Consider the following 23910-nt stretch of genomic DNA (forward strand, 5'->3'; position numbering starts at 1 on the left):
GGAAAGAACCGGGGTAGTTCAGTTTCGGAATAAAAAAGGGCCGCAGTAGCGGCCCAAGTAATAAAAATTGCAGAGATCAAAGCATAGGCAAACTTGCGGTGCTTTGAGATGAACCCAATAGGTTCAAAAAAAGAGGCGGCAAGTGCCGCCTCAAATTTACTGAAACCGTACCGGTCGATTAACCGAACTGGTTCATGGTGTTGTCTTTACCGCCAGCCTTCAGGGCAGCGTCACCAGCAAAGTATTCTTTGTGGTCGTCGCCAATGTCGGAGCCAGCCATGTTCTGGTGCTTAACGCAGGCGATGCTCTGGCGGATTTCTTTGCGCTGTACGCCTTTCACATAGCCCAGCATACCTTGCTCACCGAAGTACTCTTTGGCCAGGTTGTCGGTAGACAGGGCCGCAGTGTGGTAAGTCGGCAGAGTGATCAGGTGGTGGAAGATACCAGCTTCGCGAGCCGCGTCGGCCTGGAAGGTACGGATCTTCTCGTCGGCCGCTGCAGACAGCTCAGAGTCGTCGTACTCGGCGCTCATCAAGTTGGCGCGGTCGTATGCGGATACGTCTTTACCTTCTTCGGACCAAGCATCGAATACCTGCTGACGGAAGTTCAGGGTCCAGTTGAAGGACGGGCTGTTGTTGTAAACCAGCTTCGCATCGGGAACGACTTTGCGGATTTCGTCCATCATGCCGCCGATCTGGCGAACGTGAGGCTTCTCGGTTTCGATCCAGATCAGGTCTGCACCGTTCTGCAAAGAGGTGATGCTGTCCAGGATGCAGCGCGCTTCGCCAGTGCCCTTGCGGAACTGGAACAGGTTGGAAGCCAGACGCTTAGGACGCAGCAGCTTGCCTTCGCGGTTGATGATTACGTCGCCGTTGGCCAGCTCGGAAGCATCGATTTCTTCGCAATCCAGGAAGGAGTTGTACTGGTCACCCAGGTCACCCGGCTTATTGGTTACAGCGATTTGCTTGGTCAGGCCAGCGCCCAGGGAGTCGGTACGGGCAACGATAACACCGTTGTCTACGCCTAGTTCCAGGAACGCGTAGCGAACTGCGCGGATCTTGGCCAGGAAGTCTTCGTGAGGAACGGTTACTTTACCGTCCTGGTGACCACACTGCTTCTCGTCAGAAACCTGGTTTTCGATTTGGATACAGCAAGCACCCGCTTCGATCATTTTCTTGGCCAGCAGGTAAGTTGCTTCGGCGTTACCGAAACCTGCATCGATGTCGGCGATGATCGGTACAATGTGAGTCTTGTGGTTGTCGATCTTGTCCTGTGCAGCTTTCTCAGCTTCTTTATCGCCAGCTTCGCGAGCGGCGTCCACTTCGCGGAACAGGTCGTTCAGTTCGCGGGCATCAGCCTGACGCAGGAAGGTGTAGAGCTCTTCGATCAGAGCGGCTACGGAAGTTTTTTCGTGCATGGACTGGTCGGGCAGAGGACCGAATTCGCTGCGCAGAGCGGCGACCATCCAGCCGGACAGGTACAGGTAGCGGCGGTCGGTATTGCCTTCGAAGTGCTTCTTAATAGAAATCATCTTCTGCTGACCGATGAAGCCGTGCCAGCAACCCAGTGACTGGGTGTACTTGGACGTGTCCTTGTCGTAGTTTTCCATGTCGGCGCGCATGATATCAGCGGTGTACTTGGCGATATCCAGGCCGTGCTTGAATTTGTTCTGGGCACGCATACGGGCAACAGATTCGGGATCGATGGCGTCCCAGGAGCTGCCATGGCTTTCACGGAGCTTTGCTACCGCGTCGATGTCTTGAGTGTAAGTGGACATGACTGTAAATCCTTAAACGGTGACTGCGATTAGGTGTTGAGTATCTTAGGAGGAGTGGCATAATTTGCCTAATTTATTGATTTTATTTTCACTATCGATTTGGCGAATAGATGTATGCAACTGGAAAGAGCTGACCTGAACCTGCTGGTTTATCTCGATGTGCTGCTGCGCGAACGCAATGTGACCCGTGCAGCCAATTACCTGGGGCTGTCCCAGCCGGCCATGAGTAATGGCCTGAAGCGCCTGCGGGAACTGTTTGACGATCCGTTGCTGGTGCGCACCCGTGAGGGCATGATGCCCACGGAAAGGGCTTTGGAATTGCAGCCGATGGTGCGCGAAGCACTCTCCTCCATTGATCGGGTTATCCAGCCAAATCGGGATTTTGACCCCGCCAATACCCGCCGCACCTTCCGCATCATGGCCAGTGACTACGCCGAGTCCACCCTGATACCGCCGCTGTTAAAGCAGCTTCGGGATGACGCCCCGGGTATCAGCCTGGATATCATGACGCCCAGTGATGTGAGCTTTGTGGATGTAGAGCAAGGCAAAGTGGATATGGTGATCAACCGCTTTGACAGCATGCCGCAGAGCTTTCACCAGGCCACCGTATGGCGCGATAGCTTCTCCTGTGTGATGCGCGCCGATAACCCGATACTCCGGGATTACAATCTGCAGAGCTACCTGGAAGCCCAGCATATCTGGGTGAGCAAGACCGGTATGGGGGTGGGTGTCGGGGTTAACCCGGAAGATGTACAGCGCTTGGGCTGGGTAGATGAGGCCATAGGTCGTTTGGGAGAGAAGCGGGATATCTCCGTTTTCACCCGTCACTACCAGGTAGCTATGCTGCTGGCTGAACAGAGCGATCTGATCGTAACGGTGCCCACTCGCCTGGCCCAATTGGCTAGTGATAACCCCCGAGTAGTGAGGCGTGATCCGCCCCTGGATATTCCCAACTTGGAGTTAAAAATGGCTTGGAGCCCACTGTTGCAACAGAGCGCCCCGCACCGCTGGCTGCGCCGTTTAATTCTCGATATTGGCCGCGCTTTGTAACGATATTGCAGTAAGGTGATGTGTCTGCGTGGTTTTGTCCGAGCAATCGCACATCAGCCACTTCTTCATAAAAATTCGATCTATGAATAGTGGGAATTGTGTCTATAAATTAGCGGTATGTGGAAATGGCTGTTTAGAATGCCGCTATTCCAACAATCTGATGAGAGGCCCTGGGTATGACGGAACGAGTCCAAATCGGCGATCTGCAAATCGCGCCAGAACTATATAACCTGGTTTGCGAAGAAGTGATTCCAGGAACTGGAGTTAGCGTCGAAGCTTTCTGGGCCAAATTGGAATCTATTGTCCACGATCTGGCCCCGGTAAATCGCGCCTTGCTGGAAAAACGCGATGAACTACAGGAGACCCTGGATCGCTGGTACACGGACAACCCCGAGGGTTTCCGCGATCTGGAAGGCTACCAGACCTTCCTGCGAGAGATCGGCTACCTCGCCGACGAGCCTGCTGAATTCAGTGCAACTACCGAAAATGTCGATGAAGAGATCGCCATCCTGGCGGGACCTCAGCTGGTTGTGCCGGTAATGAATGCACGCTATGCGCTCAATGCGGCAAACGCGCGCTGGGGCAGCCTTTACGACGCACTCTACGGTACAGATGTAATCAGTGAAGAGGGTGGCGCGGAAAAAGGTACGGAATACAACCCGGTTCGCGGCGCTAAAGTGATCGAATATGCACGCAACTTCCTCGATCAGTCGGCCCCGCTTACCTGTGGTAGTCACGCTGAGGCGGTGCAATACCGCATCAATGGCTCACTGCTGGAAGTGGTACAGGCCAATGGCGACATCGCCACCTTAAAAGATGCCAAGCAGTTTGTTGGTTATTTGGGTGACAGTGAAGAGCCCTCCAGCATCCTGCTGAAGCAGCACGGTTTGCACTTTGAGATCCAGGTGGATCGCGAGAGCCCCATCGGCAAAACCGATGATGCCGGTGTGAAAGATGTGCTAATGGAATCCGCGCTGACCACCATTATGGATTGCGAGGATTCGGTAGCCGCTGTCGATGCTGAAGATAAGGTAGTGGTTTACCGCAACTGGCTAGGTCTGATGAAGGGCGACCTGAAGGAAACCATTAGCAAAGGCGGCAAGTCCTTTGAGCGCAGGCTCAATGCAGATCGTGAGTACACCTCCCCGAACGGCAACCAGGTTACCTTACCAGGGCGCAGCCTGATGTTCGTGCGCAACGTCGGTCACCTGATGACCAACGATGCAGTGCTGTTCGGCGATGGCCAGGAAATCCCTGAAGGGATTCTCGACGGCATGATCACCAGTTTGATCGCTTTGCATGACCTTCGTGGTGAGAGCCCGATCAAGAATTCCCGTGAAGGCAGCATCTATATCGTAAAACCAAAGATGCACGGCCCGGAGGAAGTGGCTTTCGCCAATACTCTGTTTAACCGAATCGAAGATGCGCTCGATCTGCCCCGTTACACAGTAAAAATGGGCATTATGGACGAAGAGCGTCGCACCACTGTGAACCTCAAAGCTTGTATTGCCGAAGCGAAAGAGCGTGTAGTCTTTATTAATACTGGCTTCCTCGATCGCACCGGTGACGAGATCCATACTTCCATGCTTGCGGGCCCCATGATTCGCAAGGGTGATATGAAGCAATCCACATGGATTAACGCCTACGAAGAATGGAATGTGGATGTTGGCCTGAACAGCGGCCTGAAGGGCAGAGCGCAAATTGGTAAAGGCATGTGGCCAATTCCAGACCAGATGTCAGCCATGATGCACGCTAAGTTGGCCCACCCAATGGCCGGTGCCAATACGGCGTGGGTACCGTCGCCCACGGCTGCTACCTTGCACGCCTTGCACTACCACAAAGTGGATGTGAATCGCCGCCAGGAAGAGATTCAACATCGCCATCACGCTAAGCTGGAAGATATTTTAACGGTTCCGGTAGCGGCTGAAGCCAACTGGAATGCTAAAGATATCCAGCTTGAGTTGGACAACAATGCCCAAGGTATTCTCGGCTATGTAGTGCGCTGGGTAGAGCAGGGCGTGGGTTGCTCCAAGGTGCCGGATATCAATGATGTAGGCCTGATGGAAGACCGTGCAACCCTGAGAATTTCCTCTCAGCATATCGCCAACTGGCTCAAGCAGGGTATCGTTAGCGAAAAGCAAGTGCGTGAAACCATGGAGCGTATGGCTGCTGTGGTAGATCGCCAGAATGCCGGCGACTCTAATTATAACGATATGGCACCGAACTTTGATAAGAGCGTTGCCTTCCAGGCTGCTTGTGAGCTGGTATTCGAAGGTTGTGCCCAGCCAAATGGTTATACCGAGCCGGTTCTGCACCGTCGTAGACGCGAGTTTAAAGCTCTAAATGCATAATTGCTGAGCTAGTTGAGTTCGAGAAGGCCCCATTTGGGGCCTTTTTTATTTTGGGGGTCATTGGATTATTAATTAATTGGCACGAGCTTGATTGTTCCGCGTTAACCCACTTTGCTGCGGGTAATCCTGTAGCTTCTCTATTGGCTCTTAAGTTAAATTATGGAACTCTAACTTGCAGAGTTTTTCATCTTTGTTATTCGTTATTGGGTTGGGTGACCAAGGCAAAATAAGCAGTGCACCTTAGAGGGGTTGATGAAGAAGGAAGAATTCTTCTTATGTGTGGTTGGGGATTGGTCTGTGCAGGCATGTTATTTTCTATGGATTGAGATGATGTTCCTATGGCAGGGTAATACGGACAGGCGATACTGAGGTGATATTTTTTTACATTCTTACTAGGGCTCAATCCATGTTTAATTACCCAAAGGATATCTACGCGACTGGATTAGTGATGCTGTTTTCATGTGTTTATTCTACCGATAGTTTGGCTGTCCAGTGCGGAGATATTATTGCCAATTCTCAAGTCCTCACTGACGCATTATCTTGCAGTGATGATCCAGCGCTAATTATTGAGGGGCCGGAGGGTTTCCTTGTGATAGAAGGTGAGGGTTCTATTGAGTGCACTACTAATGGCATAGGAATCCATATGCTGGGGAGATCTGGAGTTGTCATGGGTGGGGTTGTCACTAATTGTGATTTAGGGTTGTTGTTGGATGGAGATGGTTCCCATAAAGTGATTGGTGTAACAGTTGAAGAATCCTCTAGCGCAGCAATTTTTGCACAAAGTGACGGTAATCTAATTCGTCAAAGCACGATGTCGAACACTACTAACGTAATAGCATCTGGTTTGGAGCTAGATGGTGAGAGAAATGTTGCCGTTGGTAATAATGTGTCCGGATTTTTAGAATATGGAATAGCTGGCTTTGGTTTCTATTCATATATTGGAAATAATTATGTAGAGAATAGTGAGTTGGGGATTATATTGGGTGCATTAGTAGTTGATGGAGAGAGTATAGGTGCTTCGTATTGCGTAATTGAAAGTAATACAGTGGTAGGCAGTCTACGTACGGGAATTGGAATAGGCGCACCCTATACATATCCTAACATGGATAATTTAGTGACAGGGAATACTGTAACTGGAAGTGGTAATGATGATATTTTGGATGATAATGAAGAGTCAGATTGTAGTGATGGCTTAAATGTGTGGTCTAACAATACTGCTGACACATCATTTCCATCCTGCCTTAAAAATCTTTAGAAGTTAAGAAAAGATTCCTATAGTGGGTTGATCGTAAAGAGGCGACACTTTGGTGAAGCTATATTCTACTTGCTGAGGTTCCATCAATGTCCTTCTCTCCAAAAACACTCCTTGCTCCTGGGGTGATGATGTCAACTCTATGTTTTTCTTCAGTCTGCATTGCGGATGTTGAATGTGGCGATACTATTACTGACGCGCAGACTCTTACTGGTGAGCTTTCTTGCAGCGAAGATCCAGCAATAACGGTTGAAGGTCCTGACGGTAGTCTTGTAATGTCTGGTGAAGGCGCAATTGAATGCACTACCGATGGGGTTGGGATACTTATGTTAGGAACTTCAGGAGTTGTGACGGGTGGAGTTGTTAGTAATTGTGAAACTGGATTGGAGTTGGCGGGGAGTGGCCTACATAAAGTATTCAGTGTAACCGTCGAGGAATCCAGTGGCGCAGGCGTTTTTGCAGAAAGTGATAGTAACCTTATCCGACAGAATACCTTGTCAAACACCACTAATGTTCAGGCATCGGGTATTGTGCTGGAAGGGGTTGCTAATGTTGCTATTGGAAATAGTGTCTCTGGTTTTTTTGAAAATGGAATAGGTGGCTTTGGTTTCTTTTCTTATATTGGGAATAATTATTTAGAAGGTAATGCTGTTGCTATAAGCCTGGGAGCAAGAATAATTGATGGTGTGACTGTAGGTGCTTCTTTTTGTGTTATTGCCAGTAATAATGTCCAGAATAATGAAATTTGGGGCATAGCGATTGGAGGTCCCTATGTCATTCAGAATATGGACAATGTAGTTAGTGGAAATACAGTAGCAAGCAGTGGTTTTGATGACCTTTTAGATGACAACGAGGCTTCAGATTGTAGTTCTGGGACCAATATTTGGTCTGGCAATACAGCAAATACTTCGTTCCCTTCATGCCTTAAAGATTTATAAGTAGTGTATTTGGGGTGTGGCTCAGTTAGTCATAATCTTGATCTTTAGGCTTGCAGAAAGGAAAAGTCTATAAAGATGTACCTGCATGTTTGGGGGGTAGGCGTTTATTTTTATTGTTTGTCAGCTTTTATATTTATTATTATTTGGATTGATTCTTAGATCTGGGGTTGGTTTAGATAAGCTCGCCGATAGCGAATTTCTTTAGCTCTTGGTATGCCATACTTCCTTTTGGTTATCCGGTATATATTCGGGGTGAATATATATTGCTGTGTCATAGATCAAAATGACGAATTAATAGTATGTAGAAATGGTCGGAGAAAGCTTTGCAGTTGTCTCGTAATGTTAAAGAGTCGATTAAGCTAGCAACAGCTTTAGTGATCGTTTATGCCATTGCCTTGGGCCTGAATTGGGAGAAGCCTTTTTGGGGTGGATTTGCTGTTATTGTCTGCAGTCAGGCGAATCTGGGGCAGTCTCTTAATCGAGCCATTTTGTGGATTTTAGGGACGCTATTTGCCTTGCTGGCTGGCTGGTTAATCGTCGCATTATTTCCACAGGATCGCTGGTTGTTTATGATCGCCCTATCTATCTGGGTATCTATCTGCGTTTATTTTTTGCAGAGATCAAACTATCAGTATTTTTGGCTTACAAGTGGGTATGTCATCTTTTTGTTGTGGGATGTGACTGGTGGCGACTTCTCTATCTCCTACAAGGCTGGGGTTTTACGTATTCAGGAGTCCTTGCTAGGAATAATTGTCTACGGATTGGTAGCCGTTTTGATCTGGCCTAACTGTAGTCGTGGTGAGTTAAGAAGAGCATCTCTGGATTTATTGAGAGAACATCGGCGATTTGTGGATAATTGTTTTTCTCGGGTTAGAAGTGGCGAGAAAATAAAGATTAGGCGTAAAAAGCGTGTTGCTCTTTTAGAGCTTGATACACGCTTACAAACAGCCATTGGCGATGCGAGCTCAGATAGTTATGAGGTGTGGGAATGTCGAAAGCAGTGGGGTCACTTTGGTCAATCTGCGACAGCCGTCACGCAATCCCTCTTGAAGTTGGAAGAAAGCTTAGCCCTCTCTGGTGATCTGGGTATATCAAAATTCCTTATTGGTGTCGACGAATACATGCCCGACATTGAGGGGCGTCTCGCGCAAGTGGAAACTGCCCTTTCAGAGGAAATGCCTGTAGATAGTGCCAATGGGAGAGTGGTTCGAGGAAATATTGAAGAAGTAAAGAGGTTGTCAACCTTTGAAACCGCTGCTTTAGCCGTTACTAGAAAATCCTTAAATGACTTGGAGGTAGAAACCCGATCTCTGATTGATTCAGTAAATGATATACAAACCCGGGGTGACTCCTATTCGAGACAGGTAAGTAGTGATGGTATAGGGTGGCTTGGAGCTTTGATGCCCGACCCAGACAGGTTGACTAATATTGTCCGTGTTCAGATGGGAATGTGGATTGCTTATCTGGCATATCTTTTTATCCCTGACATGATTGGTGGATTGCTGGTTATATTACTGATAACAGTAATAGGTATTCTCGCCTCAATGACCCCCAAAATTCAATTGTTTGAAACCTGTGTTTTTACGATTTTAGTGTGCATATTGTCGGCACCTATATATTTCTTTTTAATGCCGAAATTGCACGGATTTTATTCGTTGGCTGTCGTGATCTTTGTATGGACGTTTGTAGTAAGCTTTTCTTCAAATAAGGTCTTTGGACCCCAGTCGATGATTCGAACCTTGGTCCTTATCTTTCCCCAGATCATTTTCAATTTCAACAACTCTCAAGAGTATAGTTTTGTGGTTTACACAAATTATCTATTTGTGTTGGCAATAATTTTTTGTATTTTGGCTGTTTCAAGAAATATTCCCTTCACTGCCCACCCAGAAATAAACCTGAAGAGAAGTATTGATAGGGTTCTCAATAGTGCCGCATGGCTGGTGGTGGAGGGTGATATTCCGAAAAAGAAGAGAAAGTCATTGTTTTTCCGGTTATATATATTGTACCACCTGAATATTATTATGATTTCAAGAAAGAGAGTTTTCTATTGGGTGGAGGGTATTTCTGATAAAAAAATGCGGGGTATGACCAGAAGTCAGATGCAAAGTCTTATAGGTTTGGCTATGTTGATATCCAACCAGGTTAAGCTGTTATATAAGATAGATAAGAAGAAAATCAATTTTGTGGCTCCTAAAAGATTACTTCGCGAGGCATTCATATGGAGGCGGCTTGCAAGCAAAATACTTATCTATTTTTCTGGTGGCAACCAAAAGGTTGATATTGAATCCCTGCGAAGAGGTTATGGGAGGATATTTGAAAGGGCAAATATTGATGTCGGTGAGTTGATGGAGCTAAGGGAATGTAGTGAAAAATCCAGAGAGGGTGTAACAAACTTTCTTTATTTCTTGGGTGTTACCCACTGCATCAATAACTATCTGGTAGAGTTTCGTCGCGTTTCAGAAACTGTGGATTGGAAGGCTTTCTGTGAGGAAAGGTGTCTTTAATGTCTGTAGGGTTTTAAATGGAAAGAGTACCGCACGATATATCAATAGGCAGTTTCTATCTATCACCAATATTGGTGATAGCTTTGTTTGGTGTTGTTGCGGCCTTGTTAACCGCTAGGCTCTTGGATCGGTATCGTTTATCCCGATATTTTGCCAATCCACCGGTTGTTATTATCTCCCTCAGTGTAATTTATTCAATTTTCATAGGAAGGATATTCTTGGGAATATAGTAGTGGCTAGGTATAGAAAATATATTTTTACTGGAACAATAGTGCTTGTAGCACTGCTGTTACTTATTATCCAGTTCTGGAGATATCTCAATAATCCCTGGACCAGGGATGGAAAAGTGCAGGCGGACATTATTCAAGTGACTCCCAGGGTAACTGGACAGGTAGTTGAGTTGCCTATTAAGAATAATCAGTTTATTAAAGCAGGGGAACTACTGTTTCAGATTGATCCGAGAATATATGAAGCAGCCTTGGAAGAGGCCAAGGCAGAGTACGAGGAAGCTCTCGATACATACCGAGCGCAAAACAAGAATGTTCTCGCTTATGAGGCTAGGATTAGGGAGTCAATAGCAAATATTGATCTGGCAAAAAGTAATATCGGCGCGCTTGATGCGGAAATTGCAAGAACCAAAGCTGAATATGATCGGCAGAGAGAACTGCTACCCCAGAGAGCGACATCAGTAAGGGCATTGCAAGCGGCTCAGGCTGAGTATGAATCCACAATTGAGTATCGAGCGGGTGCAGAAGCCAGCTTGGTGGAATCTATGGCTGCTTTGGAGCAATCCCAAGCGGAGCTGGAGCAGGTTAGAGCACAATTGGGAGCGCTTGGAGCCGATAACCCGGGCGTTCGTGCGGCTTTTGCGCTGCTGGAGCAGGCGCGGCTTAATCTCGAATACACAACAGTTGTTGCTCCGGTTACTGGTTATGTTACCAATATAGATTTTCGTTACGGTGATCAGGCTGTCGCCAACCAACCTGCACTTTCTGTAGTTGATATAAGCACTTTTCGCATTGATGGTTTTTTTCGCGAAACTTTTGTTCGTCGGATCGCTCCGGGGGATAAAGCGTTTATGAAGTTGATGGCTTATCCTCATCTAGAATTGGAAGGATATGTTGAAAGTATTGGCTGGGGTATTGCTCGCAAAGATGGAACTGCAGGTAATGACTTATTGCCAATGGTAGATCCCACATTTGACTGGATTCGCCTTGCACAGCGTATTCCTGTCAGGATTCATCTGACAGAAGTTCCCGAATCTGTAAAGCTTCGTGTTGGATTTACCAGCTCAGTGCTAGTAATGAGCAATTCTGCGGGCACCGAGCAAGATGAACCGGTGCAATCCCAATAGTTTCAGGAAAGGGTTAATACGGAGCCTACAGGGGTGTCTGTTGGCATTGCTGCTCATCTTCGGCAGTAGTTGTATGCTGGGGCCAGATTACCATCCCCCGCCGGTAGAGGTCGAAAGTGAGTGGATCTATCAAACCAGCCCAAAACTGGATACCTTGGAAGCCGTTAACCCCCTGTGGTGGCAGTGGGCATTTTCAGATGTGACGCTGGACGAGTTAGTCTCACTTGCGATTGAAAATAACCTGGAGCTGCGTTCTGCGGCTCTCAGGGCTCTCCAGGCCCAGCAACAACTAGCTATTGCAATAGGTAACCAGTATCCCCAAACACAGCAGCTTGAGGGGCTTATTGATCGCTCAAAGTATGTTCGATCGGGGATCACTGGCAATCTGCAGACTGAATATTACCCGAACTTTAATTTAACCTGGGAATTAGATACCTGGGGGCAGTTAAGAAGGCTGGTTAATTCGGCCGCAGCAGATTTTGAAGCCAGCATAGCGGACTATGACGGTGTGCTGGTTTCTATTATTGCCCAGGTGGCGCAAACCTATATCAATATTCGCACAACGAAACGCAGACTGGAAGTTGCCAGGGAAAACATTCGCGTACAACGTGAGGGTTTAAGGATCGCGAGAGTCAAATTTCGTGCAGGAGAGGTCAGTGCACTGGATGCGGAGCAAGCGCAGGCTTTGCTCAGTAACACAGAAGCCAGCGTGCCGGGACTGGAGATAAGCTTACAGCAGTTTGAAAATGCCCTGGCAGTCCTTCTGGGAATACCTCCTAATAGTTTGAGGTACATAGTCTCTTTTCCCTCATCCATACCTATGATTCCCAAAGTCGTTACTGTTGGTATGCCCCAGGATCTATTAAGGCAGCGACCCGATATTCGTGCAGCAGAGCGACGGCTGGCAGCTCAAGGTGAGTTAATAGGCGTTGCGAGGGCGGAACTCTATCCAAATTTTAGTATCGGTGGGGAGATAGGGGCTATCGATATCAATGGCGGCCAACTTAATGGCAGCAGTAGTGCCTGGGATCTTTTTATTGAATTTGATTGGAATCTCTTTAACTACGGAAGACTTCGGAGCAATGTCAGGCTACAGGATGCGATTTTCCAGCAGTTAGTGTCTGACTATCAGCAAATAGTTCTGTTAGCGCAAGCTGATGTGGAGAACGCTATTGTCGCTTATATAAAATCTCAAAGGCAATTAGTTCACTATGAGGTGGCTGCCCAGGCCTCCCAGCGATCTGTCGATATTTCCCTGTCTCAATATACTAATGGTCAAGTGGAATTTGATACTGTGATAACTACGCTGATATCAGATGTTCAGCAGCAGGATATTTTGGCGATAGCGCGAGGTGCCGTGGCAGCGAACCTGGTGCAGGTGTATCTATCGCTCGGAGGTGGATGGCAGATACAGCAGGGAATTCCACCATTTCAACTTCTTCCAGAAGACATTCAGCAGGAAATGCTAGAAAGAACACCGTATTGGAACAAGGTTCAATAAAATTGGTTGAAGATTCTTAGTTTGATGGTGGTACTAGATGTATGAATTTAAGTAACCGTATTGTAAGTGCTTTATCTGCACGCAGATTATTCAAGCGATAATTGTCCCGTCAAATTCTATTTAGGTTTTGGTTATGATGACTAGCGCTCCGTTCGACAAAGATACAAATTTGATGGCAAAAGCTCTGGTAGAGGCTATCCCGGAGCAGGGTAGATACTTAGAGTCCCTAACTGGTAAAAGTCTTATATCGAGCAGTCAGCTTAATAGAGGTAGAATATTGCAGTTACTCAGACTTGCTGCTCGCTGTGAGCTGGATAACAGAAAATTCTCATGTCATTTAAACAATAAAATCTTAATCAGCGCATTCTTTGAGTCGAGCACCAGGACGAGGCTATCTTTTGAAAGCGCCTGGCTGCGACTTGGAGGGAGTACTGTTTCAATTACAGATAAAGGGACAACACGTATTGGTGTCGGAGAGAGCTTAAGAGATGTTGCAGAGATGGTAAGTAATTATGGTGATTGTGTAGTTTTGAGGGATTCTTCTGAAGATTCAGTGAAAATTATGTCTAATAATTTAAGTATACCAATCATCAATGCTGGTAACGGGATAGATGAGCACCCCACGCAATCCCTTATCGATCTATATGTACTTCTTAAGTGGAACCCTTCCATTCTGTCAGGAAAAAGTCGAAAACTCTCCATTGGCTTAATTGGAGCGCCAGCTCGAATGCGAGCGGCGAGAAGCCTCTTGATACTCATGAGCTGTTTTCCTGAGTTTTTCTCAGAGGTTTTTGTGCTTTGTGATGAGGAGGAACAAGAGCCGTTTCGGCAAGCGCAATTATCAATGCTTCAGGAAAAAGGTTTAAAAATAAGTTTAACGGATAAGATTGGAGATATTCTTCCCCGACTCGATGTGGTCTATATGAATGCTATATCCCTAAAAACAGCGGGGCATAGAGATTTTGGGTCTGGATATTTTATAGATAATAATTCTCCTTTGAAAAAACAAGCTATTGTGCTGCATCCTTTACCCCGAATGGGGGAGCTTGATAGTAACCTGGATGATACGCCCCATAATTGGTATTTTATACAGGCAAAAGGTGGTGTGTACGTCAGAATGGCCTTGGCAGTGGCTATTTGTGGCCGCCCTAGTGAGATCGTAGATATTGCCTAGCCTCTCCAGTTTCGAAATGACCCCAATAAAAGGTATCGTCTATGTGCGGAATAGCTGGGATTCTTCATAGTGCGCGTACAATGCCTGTCGATGGTCAACTCCTTCTAAATATGGCTGCTATTCAGTTCCACCGTGGCCCGGATGGTGTAGGTTTTACAAACCCTCCAAGTCTAGGATTTGGGATGAGTCATGTGCGCTTATCGATCAATGACCTGAGTGATGCGCGCGCTTCTCAGCCTTATGTATCAGAAGATGGTCGTTACTATTTGGTTCATAATGGTGAAATCTATGATTATCAGCGAATAAGAGCCAGACTGAGGGCCTCTGGAGTTTATTTTTTAAGTAAAAGTGATTCCGAAATTATCTTGCATCTTATTGCGGAGTTAGGTCTTGTTCGGGCTATTAAACATCTTCGAGGAGAATTTGCATTTGCCGTTTACGATCAAATGGAGGACTGCCTCTATTTGGTTAGAGATCGGTTTGGAGTGAAGCCACTTTATTGGGCAAGAATCAAAAAAGGTTTAGTATTTGGTTCTGAAATTAAAAGTTTGTTTGCCCACCCTGATGTCCAAAGAAGACTAACAGCGCATGGAGTGTATCACCAGCTTATTCAGGTATCGATTCCTGGAACAACCGCTTTTGAAGGGGTTTTCCAGGTTGAACCTGGGTGCATTACAAAAGTTAAGCGAGACAACACTGAACTGGCTGTTACTCAACATAAATATTGGGACATCGATTTTTTGATTTCAGATGAGTATGCTCGTGACAAGTCTGATGAGTATTATATTGAGGGTTTGCGGGAACAAATTATAGACTCCGTGTCTTTGAGGCTTCAAGCTGATGTCCCAGTAACCTATTATCTTTCAGGTGGTGTTGATTCGGGTAGCTTGCTTGGAGTAGGGCAGTCGCTTTCGCAGCAGGATCTCACCGCCTTTACGATAGCGTTTGAAAATCCGGATTACGATGAGTCTCATATCGCAAAGGAAGCCGCGAGTGAGATTGGTGTCAGCCAATTCATAGTAAAAGTAACTGATGAAGAAATATATGAAAATTATTCAGAAACCATCTGGCATACCGAAAGGACATTTTACAATACATTATCAGTAGCTAAATTTTTGCTCAGTAAAGCTGTTAAGTCTAATGGCTACAAGGTTGCAATTACTGGGGAGGGGGCAGATGAGCTATTTTCTGGGTATCCTGCATTTAAAAAAGATTTTTACTTGTATGGCACATCTGAAGCTGAGTTGAATAAACGAAGAACCTGGCAGCAACATCTAGAAAGGAGCAATAGCTTATTTAAGGGAGCTATGCTGCCAATTGATAGTTATCGATCAGAGGGGATGGAACGGACTTTAGGATTCACCCCTACATGCTTGCAATCTTGGTTAAGCTGTCATCATCAAACAGAAAAATTGCTTAACAAAGAGTGGCGTAAAGAAATATCTGGTTATGATGCCGGGAAGGCAATTGTTGATACGCTAGATTTATCACAACTCGAAGATAGACATCCGCTGGATGTTGCTCAGTATGTTTGGATTAAAACTATGTTTGAGACCCAGATATTGGGCTGGGTAAGTGATCGAGTAGATATGGCGCACTCCATTGAAACCCGTCCGGCCTTTCTCGATCATCACCTGGCAGCGTTTGCTATACAAATCCCACCATCGGTCAGGATTAGAGGAACTACAGAAAAGTATGTTCTTCGCGAAGCGATGAAGGGAGTTCTTCCGGATGTTCTATATAAAAAGCAAAAATTTGCATTCATGGCTCCTTCGGTAGAGACCGTTACCGGAGCTTGGGATTGGGTGCAACGAGTTATTGATAAATTTCTCAGCCCAAAGGAGGTTAATTTAGCTGGATTGCTGCGATACTCAGAAATAGATACTTTAATTGAAGAGTATAAGTTACCGACTCTGCATCGATCAAAAAAGGTTCAATTGGATGCGATGCTCAATCATATCCTGGGAGTGCAAATATTATATAAGCGTTTTATTGAGGCTGATCTGCCATTGTTGGCGAAAGAAAAATCTTCTCTTCTTGGTTGGAGTTTGGATCGTATGGTTAAGTATCGTAAAAATTAGAAAGTAATAGAGGGCGAGATGTTTTTTGAAGATCTTGTACTGTTTAATTGCCTTTTTACGTAAGAAGTAGATAAGTAATCTTATGGCTATTCAGGTTGGTTTACGGTCAGCCTACTTAATATGAAAAGTTACTAGAAATTCTGTTTCGGCTCGCTGTAACTTTTATTATTCTGCATACAGGTGAACTTGCGATAGCTCAACTCTAATTTGTTAGCCTGAAATTAGCGTTAGGATAAATAGTGTTATGCACCATCATATAGGTCTTGGAGTTATGGAGAGTTCTACCTTTCCACAAAGATCTTTAAGCGTATTAGCCCCAACTTGTTGCATCACCTGCATCATTTGAGCTTTAAGTAGGTAAATTGCATGATTAGCTCCTTCATTGCCAAGGGCACAGACGCTATACATAAAAAATCTTCCCAGAAAGCAAAAGTTTGCCCCTAGGCCACAAGCACTTGCGATATCCACACCGGATCTGATTCCACTATCGATAGCCAAGGAAATCCTATCCTGATAGCTGGAAAACCGTCTCAGTAAGGGGAGAGTCGCTTCGCCTAAATCAAGTTGCCGTGCACCGTGATTGGATAAAATGACTCCATCTGCCCCGAGTTTAATCGCTTGTTGAAGATCGGGTTCACTCATTATCCCTTTAATAATAAGTTTATGGGGCCATAGATCTCTTATACGTTTTATACTGCCAAAATCCAGTGGGCCCATAGTTGTGGTGTTCATAAACTCGGTTAGTTCAAGTTTTTTGTTATCGGTATCAATGTAAGGCTCTAGATTTTTAAATTTAGGGAGACCGTATCGCAATGTGGATAGGCTCCAATTTGGCCTAAGTATCGCTTGCCAGATATTTTTTACATTCAATTTCGGTGGCATTGCCAATCCGTTGTGGAAGTCTCTGGGGCGTAAGCCAAAGGTAGGAACATCAATGGTAATGACTAAATGTTGGTATTGGGCAGAGGTTAGTCGGGATAGTAGGTCAGAAAGAATAGCTGGGTCTGTTGGGTTGTAGAGTTGGTACCAGGCTGTTCCCTGTGAGACTTCAGAAATTCGCTCCAGTGATTCAGAAGATACAGTGCTGAGGATGAATGGGATCTTGTGCTCATATGAGGCTTTGGCAAGTATTACAGGCGCATTTGGCCACATAAGCCCCTGTAGTCCAATGGGCGCTATGCCAAATGGAGCACTGTATAGTTTCCCAAAAAGTTCACACTTTAAGCTCGGTGTGGAGTTTGGTCGGATATATTGAGGGGTGAACTTTATAGAATCGAATGCCTGGCGATTTCGGCATAAACCAATATCATCCATACAGCCTTCTATTAAGTATTCATAGGAAAATTTTGGGACTCTCTGCTTTGCTCGATTTTTAAGCCGCTCTGAACTTGCGAAGTGACGGTTAAATAGGCTGTTGTAATTGGTCATACACCCCCCTTTCTGAGTACCTTAGAGATTAGACTAGTCTAGTTATATAGAAGGTGCCGCCTGGAGCAGAAGTGACAAAACACATGGGTTGTCGTGGTTCTTTTAAATATTGAATTCATTACTACGTACTAATTGGTTGTGGGGTGAGTGTTTCCTTTAGTTGTATTCCAGTTTAAAGAGTTGCCTCTGTATTGCGTGCCTGTTATCTGGGATTTTGCAGGGAAACGGTAGGGTGTTATTCTCGAAATATTAAAGGGGGAAGAGGGTTGATAGTGCGTAATACCTTTTGGGTTTTTATTTTTTTGATGTTGGCCGGTTGTGCAAAACCACTTCCTGAAGACAAGTTAGATTACGCTGGCACTTGGATTGATAGTCAAATAAGTTTGATCATAACAACTGATGGCCGGGTCTTGTATGAACGGGTTGAAGGGAGCGTTACAACTTCTATAGAGGGGCCGATAAAAGAGTTCAACGGAGATGATTTCAGTGTTGGATTTTTATTTTTGACTGCAAATTTTCATGTTTCCAATCCCCCTTATGAAGAGGATGGGATTTGGCAGATGACAGTGGATGATGCTCGGCTAACTCGGGTTGATTGATCAGTTCGCGTTATAAATTAGTATCTGGTGTATATGGAGTAAAGAGAAGAATAGAAATACTTTCTATTGTTTTCGATATCCCTTAAGGAGTTCCGTTGAATATAAAAATCAGACACCTAGAAGAATCCGATAATAAGGATTTGTTCGAGATTCATAGTTTTGCCTCAGTAAATGAAAATACCTCTCAACTACTTTTCCTAAGCTCTGATAAAGTCGCTAATCTTTTTTCTGATCCGAATAATTATACCTTGGTCGCTGAGTTGGATACGAAGGTCGTTGGGTATGTCACTCTGTTCTTAATCAATAAAATCCGGGATAGACATAGTGCTGTGCTGGCAATTGCGGTACATCCTGAATTTCACGGTCGGGGAGTTGGCCGGATGTTAATGGAAGAGGCGCTTAATCAGGCGGATAATTGGCTCAATCTAATACGATTGGAGCTGGAAGTTCATGTTGATAATGGTACTGCAATAGCACTTTATGAGGGCTCGGGTTTTCAGGTGGAGGGAACCAAGCGGCTTGGCAGGTTTAAGGCGGGTCGTTATATAGACGTTTTGTTGATGGCGAGAATACACCCTGAGTACCAAGCTAAAGCATAGGGTGCACCTTGCAATCGCAAAATGGACCTGGATATTAGGGAGGCTCAGAATTGAAATTTGGAGTTCCCTAGGACGAGGCGAATTATTCCGAAGTCTCTATGTGTGTAAATTCTCCACCGAGCTGATCCAGAGTGATCTCTCCAAATCGCGCGAGTAAAATACTCTCGGCCTCATCCATTGCATCCTTTAGGGCGGCATTTACTGCGTGCTCAATGACGCAGTTAGTGTGTTCGTCTGTGAGGCCAATGGTAAAAACTGAGCTGTCTCCCAGCGCTTTATGGATATCCAGAAGTGTAATTTCATCCAAGGGCTTCGCGAGTGACCAGCCCCCATTGTGCCCTTTACTGGAGCGCACGTACCCCTGATCTCGCAATAACGCCATAGTTCTGCGAGCCACCACAGGGTTGGTGAGAAGCATAGCCGCCATCTTGTCTGAAGTAACCGGCTTGTCGGTCATGTTCAAATGGATAAGGACATGAAGTGCCCGGGATAATCGGCTGTCTTTGCGCATAATTCACCTAAATTTCTGATCCTGCAGTTTATCACGAAACTTTTGCTGTTACGTGTGTTGTGCAGCTTTGAATTTTTGTGTAACAATAAAAGTTACATGATATCGGAGGGGTGGCTATGGACACGGATGTATTGATTATCGGTGGAAGTTTTGCAGGTCTGTCTGCGGCGATGCAGCTCGTTCGCGGCAGGCGCAAGGTCGTTGTACTGGATGCTAAAAGACCTAGAAACCGCTTTGCAAAAGCGTCCCATGGAGTATTTTGCCTGGATGGTAAGACGCCCGAGGAAATTCGTAGCATGGCGCTTTCCCAGCTACAGGCTTACTCGAGTTTCCAGGTGGTTGAAGACACTGCGGATACTGTGGATGTTCATGAAGAGGGGTTTGCTGTTGCTGCACAGGGAGGTACCACCTTTAAAGCGAAGAGGCTAATTCTGGCAACCGGCATTACGGACCAGCTACCGGATATCCCTGGTGTGAAAGAGCGCTGGGGTAGGAGCGTGATTCACTGTCCCTATTGCCACGGTTATGAGCTGAGTGATCGCCCTTTAGGTGTGCTGGCTACCAGCGAGCTGTCTTTCCACCAGGCGGCGATGATTCCAGATTGGGGCGCTACCACTTTGTTTACCCAGGGGCGGTTTAATCCTGAGGGTGAGGTACTAGATCACTTGTTGGCTCGAGGAGTGATGCTGGAAGAAGCCCCAATTACGCAGTTGGAGGGAGAGGGGGATAGTTTAAGTGAAGTTGTTTTGGCGGATGGCCGCAAGTTGCCACTGGAGGGGCTCTACGTGAGCCCCAAAGCGGAGTTGACCTCTCCGTTTATCGATAAATTGGGGTTGGAGCTGGAGGAGTCTTTTACCGGGCGGATTGTGAAGGTGGATGGCTTTAAAGAGACTTCTGTAAAGGGAGTCTTTGCTGCTGGGGATTTATCCAACCCGATGCAAAGCGGAACCTTTGCGATTGCATCCGGAACCATGGCGGGTGTTGGGGCTCATCGCTCGTTGATATTTAACCAGTGATTTTTAAAGACCGGTGGGGGTTCGTTGGAGATATGCCACAAAAAGAATTTGGTATCTTTAGGGCTAAGGAGCCTCTGAATAACTCCATGATACCTCTGGCGTGCAGAGCGGTTCACAATCAAGGCGCGGCTTCGCAGGAATGTCTAGACCTTTCAAGAAGTCGCAACGCGGAGTGTGAATCGCTCTGCAAGCCCCGAAGGGCGGGCCTTGAAGGCCACAGCTGCTGCGTTGCAGCTCTTGCCAAGGGCTACGGCCATTCGCGGCGAGCTGCGCCTAACATCTGCAGCCTTCAAGACCCGCAGAGGCATTATGGAGTTATTCAGAGGCTCCCTAAGTAAGCGGCAGGAGCGGATTTGTGCTCCTGCCGAAAAATATCAGCAGTTCACAGCGTTTACTGCGAGCCCGCCGAGAGAGGTCTCTTTGTATTTGCTCTGCATATCGATACCGGTTTGACGCATCGTCTCGATAACGCTGTCCAGCGGTACGATATGAGCGCCATCACCGCGCAGGGCCAGGCGTGCGCCGTTAATGGCTTTTACTGCACCCATGGTGTTGCGCTCGATACAGGGAACCTGCACCAACCCGCCGATTGGATCGCAGGTAAGGCCGAGGTTGTGTTCCATACCAATTTCAGCAGCGTTTTCAATCTGCTGGTTGGTGCCGCCCTCTACGGCGGCCAAGCCGGCAGAAGCCATGGAGCAGGCTACGCCGATTTCTCCCTGGCAGCCCACCTCAGCGGCAGAAATAGAGGCATTCTTTTTAAACAGCATACCGATAGCGCCAGCGGTGAGCAGGAATTTCACTACCTGGTCTTTCAATTCACCGTGAATTTTGCTGTCGTGTACAAATTCCACGTAGTAGGCGATAACGGCGGGAATCACACCGGCGGCACCGTTAGTGGGTGCGGTGACGATGCGCCCGCGCGCGGCATTTTCCTCATTGACGGCGAGGGCAAAAAGACTAACCCAGTCGAGGATGGCGAGGCCGTGGTTGCGCTCTTCCGGGCTCTGTTTACTCAACTCCCGGTAGAGTTCGGCAGCGCGGCGGCGAACATTGAGGCCGCCGGGCAAGATGCCGTTCTGGTGGCAGCCTCGCTCAATAGAGGCATCCATTACTTTCCAGATATTCCACAAACGGTCTTTGACTTCCTGCTCGCTGCGGAAGGCTTTTTCGTTTTCCATGGCCAGCTCGGCAATAGTCCAACCGTGATGATCACAGATCTTCATCAGCTGTTCTGCATTGCTGAAGTCATAGGGCAGAAGGGTGGCGATTTCCTCTTTGTGAGCGAAATCTTCTTCGGAGAGCACAAAGCCGCCGCCGATGGAGAAGTAGCTGCGCTCGAATAGCAGCTCTTCGCCAGCGTAAGCCTGGCAGGTCATTCCGTTGGAGTGCTGGGGAAGAAATTCCTCCATATGGAAAACTAGATCGCGCTCGCGAATAAATTCGATATCCTGGTCACTATTTAATAGTAGACGGCGCTCGCTCTGGATTTGCGCCATTTTCTCATCGATTGAATCGACATCAATGGTGTCTGGAGATTGACCCAGAAGCCCCATCAGTACCGCCATATCGGTACCGTGACCAACCCCGGTCAGGGCCAGCGAGCCGTATAAATGGACTTGTACGCGGTCTGTGTGGGGCAGCTGGTCACGGTCTTGCAAATCCTGCACGAATTGGCGGGCAGCGACCATAGGGCCCACCGTGTGGGAGCTGGAAGGGCCAACCCCAATTTTGAAAAGCTCAAAAACGCTAATACTCATAAATATTCTCTGCGCCGGGCTGCATCCTGCAGCAGCCCTCCCTAAAGGATATAGTTGCACTATTTAGGGGCGCACTTTGCCTTATGAGTCGCAACAATCAAGATGGTGCTCCCCATTCCGTACAAAATTCTATTAGCAGCAAATTTTGCGGAATTTATGAGTTCCCAGACCTTAAGCGTATAGACAAGCTACGGCGCTTCCGCGACCAAAACCGCTCTCTTGGGCGCGGGGTGACCTTCCACGGTTTTGTCTGGCGATTCCGGGTCGAGAAAATCTGCCAGGGATTCGAAGTGCATCCAGTCGGTGCGCCGCTGTTCCTCCAGGCTGGTGGTGTTCAAATCCACGGTCCTGGGGTTGCGGAAACCGCACTTGCGCAGCCAGCTCTCCAGGGTGGCGCAGCTGGGGAAAAACCACACATTGCGCATCTTTGCATAGCGGTCTTCGGGTACCAGGCAATCGCCGAGTCCGCCGTCGATAACCAATGTCTCTAATACAAGCTGGCCGCCGGGGCGGAGGGTCTCGCGCAATTCGCGCAGGTGATCCATGGGTGAACGGCGGTGATAGAGCACCCCCATGGAAAAAGTGGTATCGAAAGCGCGCAAGTTTGCCGGGAGCGCTTCAATACCCAGGGGCAACAAATCCACTGGTGCTTCCTGGCCCAGGTATTTTTTCAGCGCGTAAAATTGCGCGACAAATTTGGCGGAAGGATCAATACCGATGACCCGGCGCGCGCCGGCACCGTAGGATCGCCAGCAGTGGTACCCATTGCCACAGCCCACATCGAGCACCAGTCGATTTTTCAGTGGTGCCAGGTGCGGAAGTACCCGATCCCATTTCCAGTCGGAGCGCCACTCAGTATCAATATTTAGTCCAAATAACTCCCAAGGGCCTTTGCGCCAGGGGTGTAATTTGCGCAGTTCCCGCTCCAGGGCTTCGAGTTGTTCCGGGCTGGCATCGGCGGCAGTGCCTGCGCTGACCTTGCGGTTGAGTTCGATTGCGGAGGGCGTGATTTCCGGTAGGGCTTCCACCGCTGCGCGCCAATCGGGCAGATCGCCCCAGCGATGAGGACTCAGGTTTTCAGCCACCTGTGTTGGCAGCTGGGCCAGCCAGGTGCGCAGGGCGGGAACGTGTTGCAGGCCTTGATAGAGTTGGGTGTAGTCGATCACGGGGTACTTACTTTTCCGGCGCGCCTTTGATGGCGATTAAAGAGGCAAAATTAAAACACTGGAACCAGACATCGACACTGGTAAAGCCGACATTTTTCAGTCGTGTGCGGTGGGTGTCCAGGGTTTCCGGAATTAATACATTCTCCAGGGCAGAGCGCTTCTGTGCGATTTCCAGCGCGCTGTAACCGTTGGCGGCTTTAAAGGAGTGATGCAGTTCGATCATTAACTCGTTGTGGGCTTTATCGGCGAAGTCCACTTTCTCGGAAATAATCAGAATGCCGCCGGGGCGTAAACCATCGTGGATTTTCTGCAGGATTTCTTCGCGCTCTTCCACCGGAATAAATTGCAGGGTGAAGTTGAGCACGACGACCGAGGCATTTTCGATAGCAACGTTTTGCAGGTTGTCGCAGATAAGTTGAACGGGAACCTCGCCGCTATCGGCTTCGAGTACTGTGCGCGCCTGATCAACCATGGCTTGCGAATTGTCCACGGCGACGATTTCACAGTCGGCAGCGGGAATGCGATGGCGCATGGCCAGGGTTGCCGCGCACAGGGAGCTGCCCAGGTCATAGCAGCGGCTTCCAGCTTGGGCGTAGCGCTCTGCCAGGGTGCCGATCATGGCTACGATCGTGGTGTAGCCGGGCACGGAGCGCTTGATCATATCGGGAAAAACTTGCACCACCTGGCGATCGAACTCGAAGCCGGCTACCTGGCCCAGTGGGTTTGCATAAATATTGTCGTGTTTACTCATTGGAACTTCGCTAGAGGATAACGGCGATAGATCGGCGCCGGTTTTTGGCCGGCGCCGCAGAGCTTCCCCGGACAAATTGCCGGGGAATCGTCGAGCTC

19 protein-coding genes are annotated in these 23910 nt (G+C 47.5%); 13 read left to right on the plus strand and 6 right to left on the minus strand.

Going from position 1 to position 23910, the window contains the following annotated elements; genetic code table 11:
* Nucleotides 1-178 precede the first annotated feature (178 nt).
* Entirely contained in the window at nt 179-1777 is a 1599-nt protein-coding gene (locus ACJJIN_RS04155) for an isocitrate lyase (protein ID WP_282932507.1), read from the minus strand.
* A 114-nt stretch (nt 1778-1891) separates the two neighbouring features.
* Between ACJJIN_RS04155 and ACJJIN_RS04160 the strand changes: the two genes are divergently transcribed.
* From ACJJIN_RS04160 to asnB, 10 genes are all read left to right on the plus strand, one after another.
* Entirely contained in the window at nt 1892-2827 is a 936-nt protein-coding gene (locus ACJJIN_RS04160; protein WP_108733532.1) for a LysR family transcriptional regulator, read from the plus strand.
* A gap of 176 nt (nt 2828-3003) precedes the next feature.
* Nucleotides 3004-5178: a malate synthase G gene (locus ACJJIN_RS04165; protein WP_444896995.1), complete on the plus strand. Its 2175-nt coding sequence runs from the start codon at nt 3004-3006 to the stop codon at nt 5176-5178.
* 406 nt (nt 5179-5584) lie between these two features.
* Nucleotides 5585-6433, plus strand: a complete 849-nt coding sequence (locus tag ACJJIN_RS04170; RefSeq protein ID WP_444896996.1) for a right-handed parallel beta-helix repeat-containing protein — start codon at nt 5585-5587, stop codon at nt 6431-6433.
* A gap of 86 nt (nt 6434-6519) precedes the next feature.
* Nucleotides 6520-7368, plus strand: coding sequence for a NosD domain-containing protein (locus ACJJIN_RS04175; protein ID WP_444896997.1), 849 nt, complete (start codon nt 6520-6522; stop codon nt 7366-7368).
* A gap of 323 nt (nt 7369-7691) precedes the next feature.
* On the plus strand, nt 7692-9872 hold the full coding sequence (locus ACJJIN_RS04180; protein WP_444896998.1) for an FUSC family protein: 2181 nt from the start codon (nt 7692-7694) through the stop codon (nt 9870-9872).
* Nucleotides 9873-9889: 17 nt separating this feature from the next.
* On the plus strand, nt 9890-10102 hold the full coding sequence (locus tag ACJJIN_RS04185) for a DUF1656 domain-containing protein (RefSeq protein WP_353057030.1): 213 nt from the start codon (nt 9890-9892) through the stop codon (nt 10100-10102).
* Nucleotides 10103-10143: 41 nt separating this feature from the next.
* A complete protein-coding gene (locus tag ACJJIN_RS04190; protein ID WP_444893662.1) occupies nt 10144-11226 on the plus strand; it encodes an HlyD family secretion protein in 1083 nt (360 codons plus the stop codon).
* 40 nt (nt 11227-11266) lie between these two features.
* Nucleotides 11267-12727, plus strand: coding sequence for an efflux transporter outer membrane subunit (locus tag ACJJIN_RS04195; RefSeq protein ID WP_444896999.1), 1461 nt, complete (start codon nt 11267-11269; stop codon nt 12725-12727).
* A gap of 133 nt (nt 12728-12860) precedes the next feature.
* Nucleotides 12861-13901, plus strand: a complete 1041-nt coding sequence (locus tag ACJJIN_RS04200) for an aspartate/ornithine carbamoyltransferase family protein (protein WP_444897000.1) — start codon at nt 12861-12863, stop codon at nt 13899-13901.
* A gap of 41 nt (nt 13902-13942) precedes the next feature.
* Nucleotides 13943-15982 (plus strand): asparagine synthase (glutamine-hydrolyzing), encoded by a 2040-nt coding sequence (gene asnB / locus ACJJIN_RS04205; RefSeq protein WP_444897001.1) that lies wholly within the window; start codon nt 13943-13945, stop codon nt 15980-15982.
* A 252-nt stretch (nt 15983-16234) separates the two neighbouring features.
* Here asnB and ACJJIN_RS04210 read toward each other — a convergent pair whose 3' ends face one another.
* Nucleotides 16235-17410 carry an alpha-hydroxy acid oxidase gene (locus tag ACJJIN_RS04210; protein ID WP_444897002.1) on the minus strand — a complete coding sequence of 392 codons (1176 nt, stop codon included), beginning with the start codon at nt 17408-17410 and terminating at the stop codon, nt 16235-16237.
* A 272-nt stretch (nt 17411-17682) separates the two neighbouring features.
* On the opposite strand from ACJJIN_RS04210, the gene ACJJIN_RS04215 reads away from it, so the two are divergent.
* Both ACJJIN_RS04215 and ACJJIN_RS04220 read left to right on the plus strand, forming a co-directional pair.
* Entirely contained in the window at nt 17683-18009 is a 327-nt protein-coding gene (locus ACJJIN_RS04215; protein WP_444897003.1) for a hypothetical protein, read from the plus strand.
* 95 nt (nt 18010-18104) lie between these two features.
* Nucleotides 18105-18608: a GNAT family N-acetyltransferase gene (locus ACJJIN_RS04220; protein WP_444897004.1), complete on the plus strand. Its 504-nt coding sequence runs from the start codon at nt 18105-18107 to the stop codon at nt 18606-18608.
* 82 nt (nt 18609-18690) lie between these two features.
* Here ACJJIN_RS04220 and ACJJIN_RS04225 read toward each other — a convergent pair whose 3' ends face one another.
* Complete coding sequence (locus tag ACJJIN_RS04225; RefSeq protein WP_444897005.1) at nt 18691-19119, minus strand: Rrf2 family transcriptional regulator; 429 nt, start codon at nt 19117-19119, stop codon at nt 18691-18693.
* 116 nt (nt 19120-19235) lie between these two features.
* Between ACJJIN_RS04225 and ACJJIN_RS04230 the strand changes: the two genes are divergently transcribed.
* Entirely contained in the window at nt 19236-20135 is a 900-nt protein-coding gene (locus tag ACJJIN_RS04230) for an NAD(P)/FAD-dependent oxidoreductase (protein WP_444897006.1), read from the plus strand.
* Nucleotides 20136-20509: 374 nt separating this feature from the next.
* Here the strand turns inward: ACJJIN_RS04230 and ACJJIN_RS04235 are convergent, their stop codons facing one another.
* The 3 genes from ACJJIN_RS04235 to cmoA all read right to left on the minus strand — a co-directional run bounded on the left by ACJJIN_RS04235 (nt 20510) and on the right by cmoA (nt 23812).
* Nucleotides 20510-21895 carry an L-serine ammonia-lyase gene (locus tag ACJJIN_RS04235; RefSeq protein ID WP_444897007.1) on the minus strand — a complete coding sequence of 462 codons (1386 nt, stop codon included), beginning with the start codon at nt 21893-21895 and terminating at the stop codon, nt 20510-20512.
* A gap of 188 nt (nt 21896-22083) precedes the next feature.
* Nucleotides 22084-23061, minus strand: a complete 978-nt coding sequence (cmoB, locus tag ACJJIN_RS04240; RefSeq protein ID WP_444897008.1) for a tRNA 5-methoxyuridine(34)/uridine 5-oxyacetic acid(34) synthase CmoB — start codon at nt 23059-23061, stop codon at nt 22084-22086.
* 7 nt (nt 23062-23068) lie between these two features.
* A complete protein-coding gene (gene cmoA / locus ACJJIN_RS04245; RefSeq protein WP_108733518.1) occupies nt 23069-23812 on the minus strand; it encodes a carboxy-S-adenosyl-L-methionine synthase CmoA in 744 nt (247 codons plus the stop codon).
* Nucleotides 23813-23910: the final 98 nt, after the last annotated feature.

Source organism: Microbulbifer maximicatervae (SeqCode) (genome assembly GCF_052467505.1).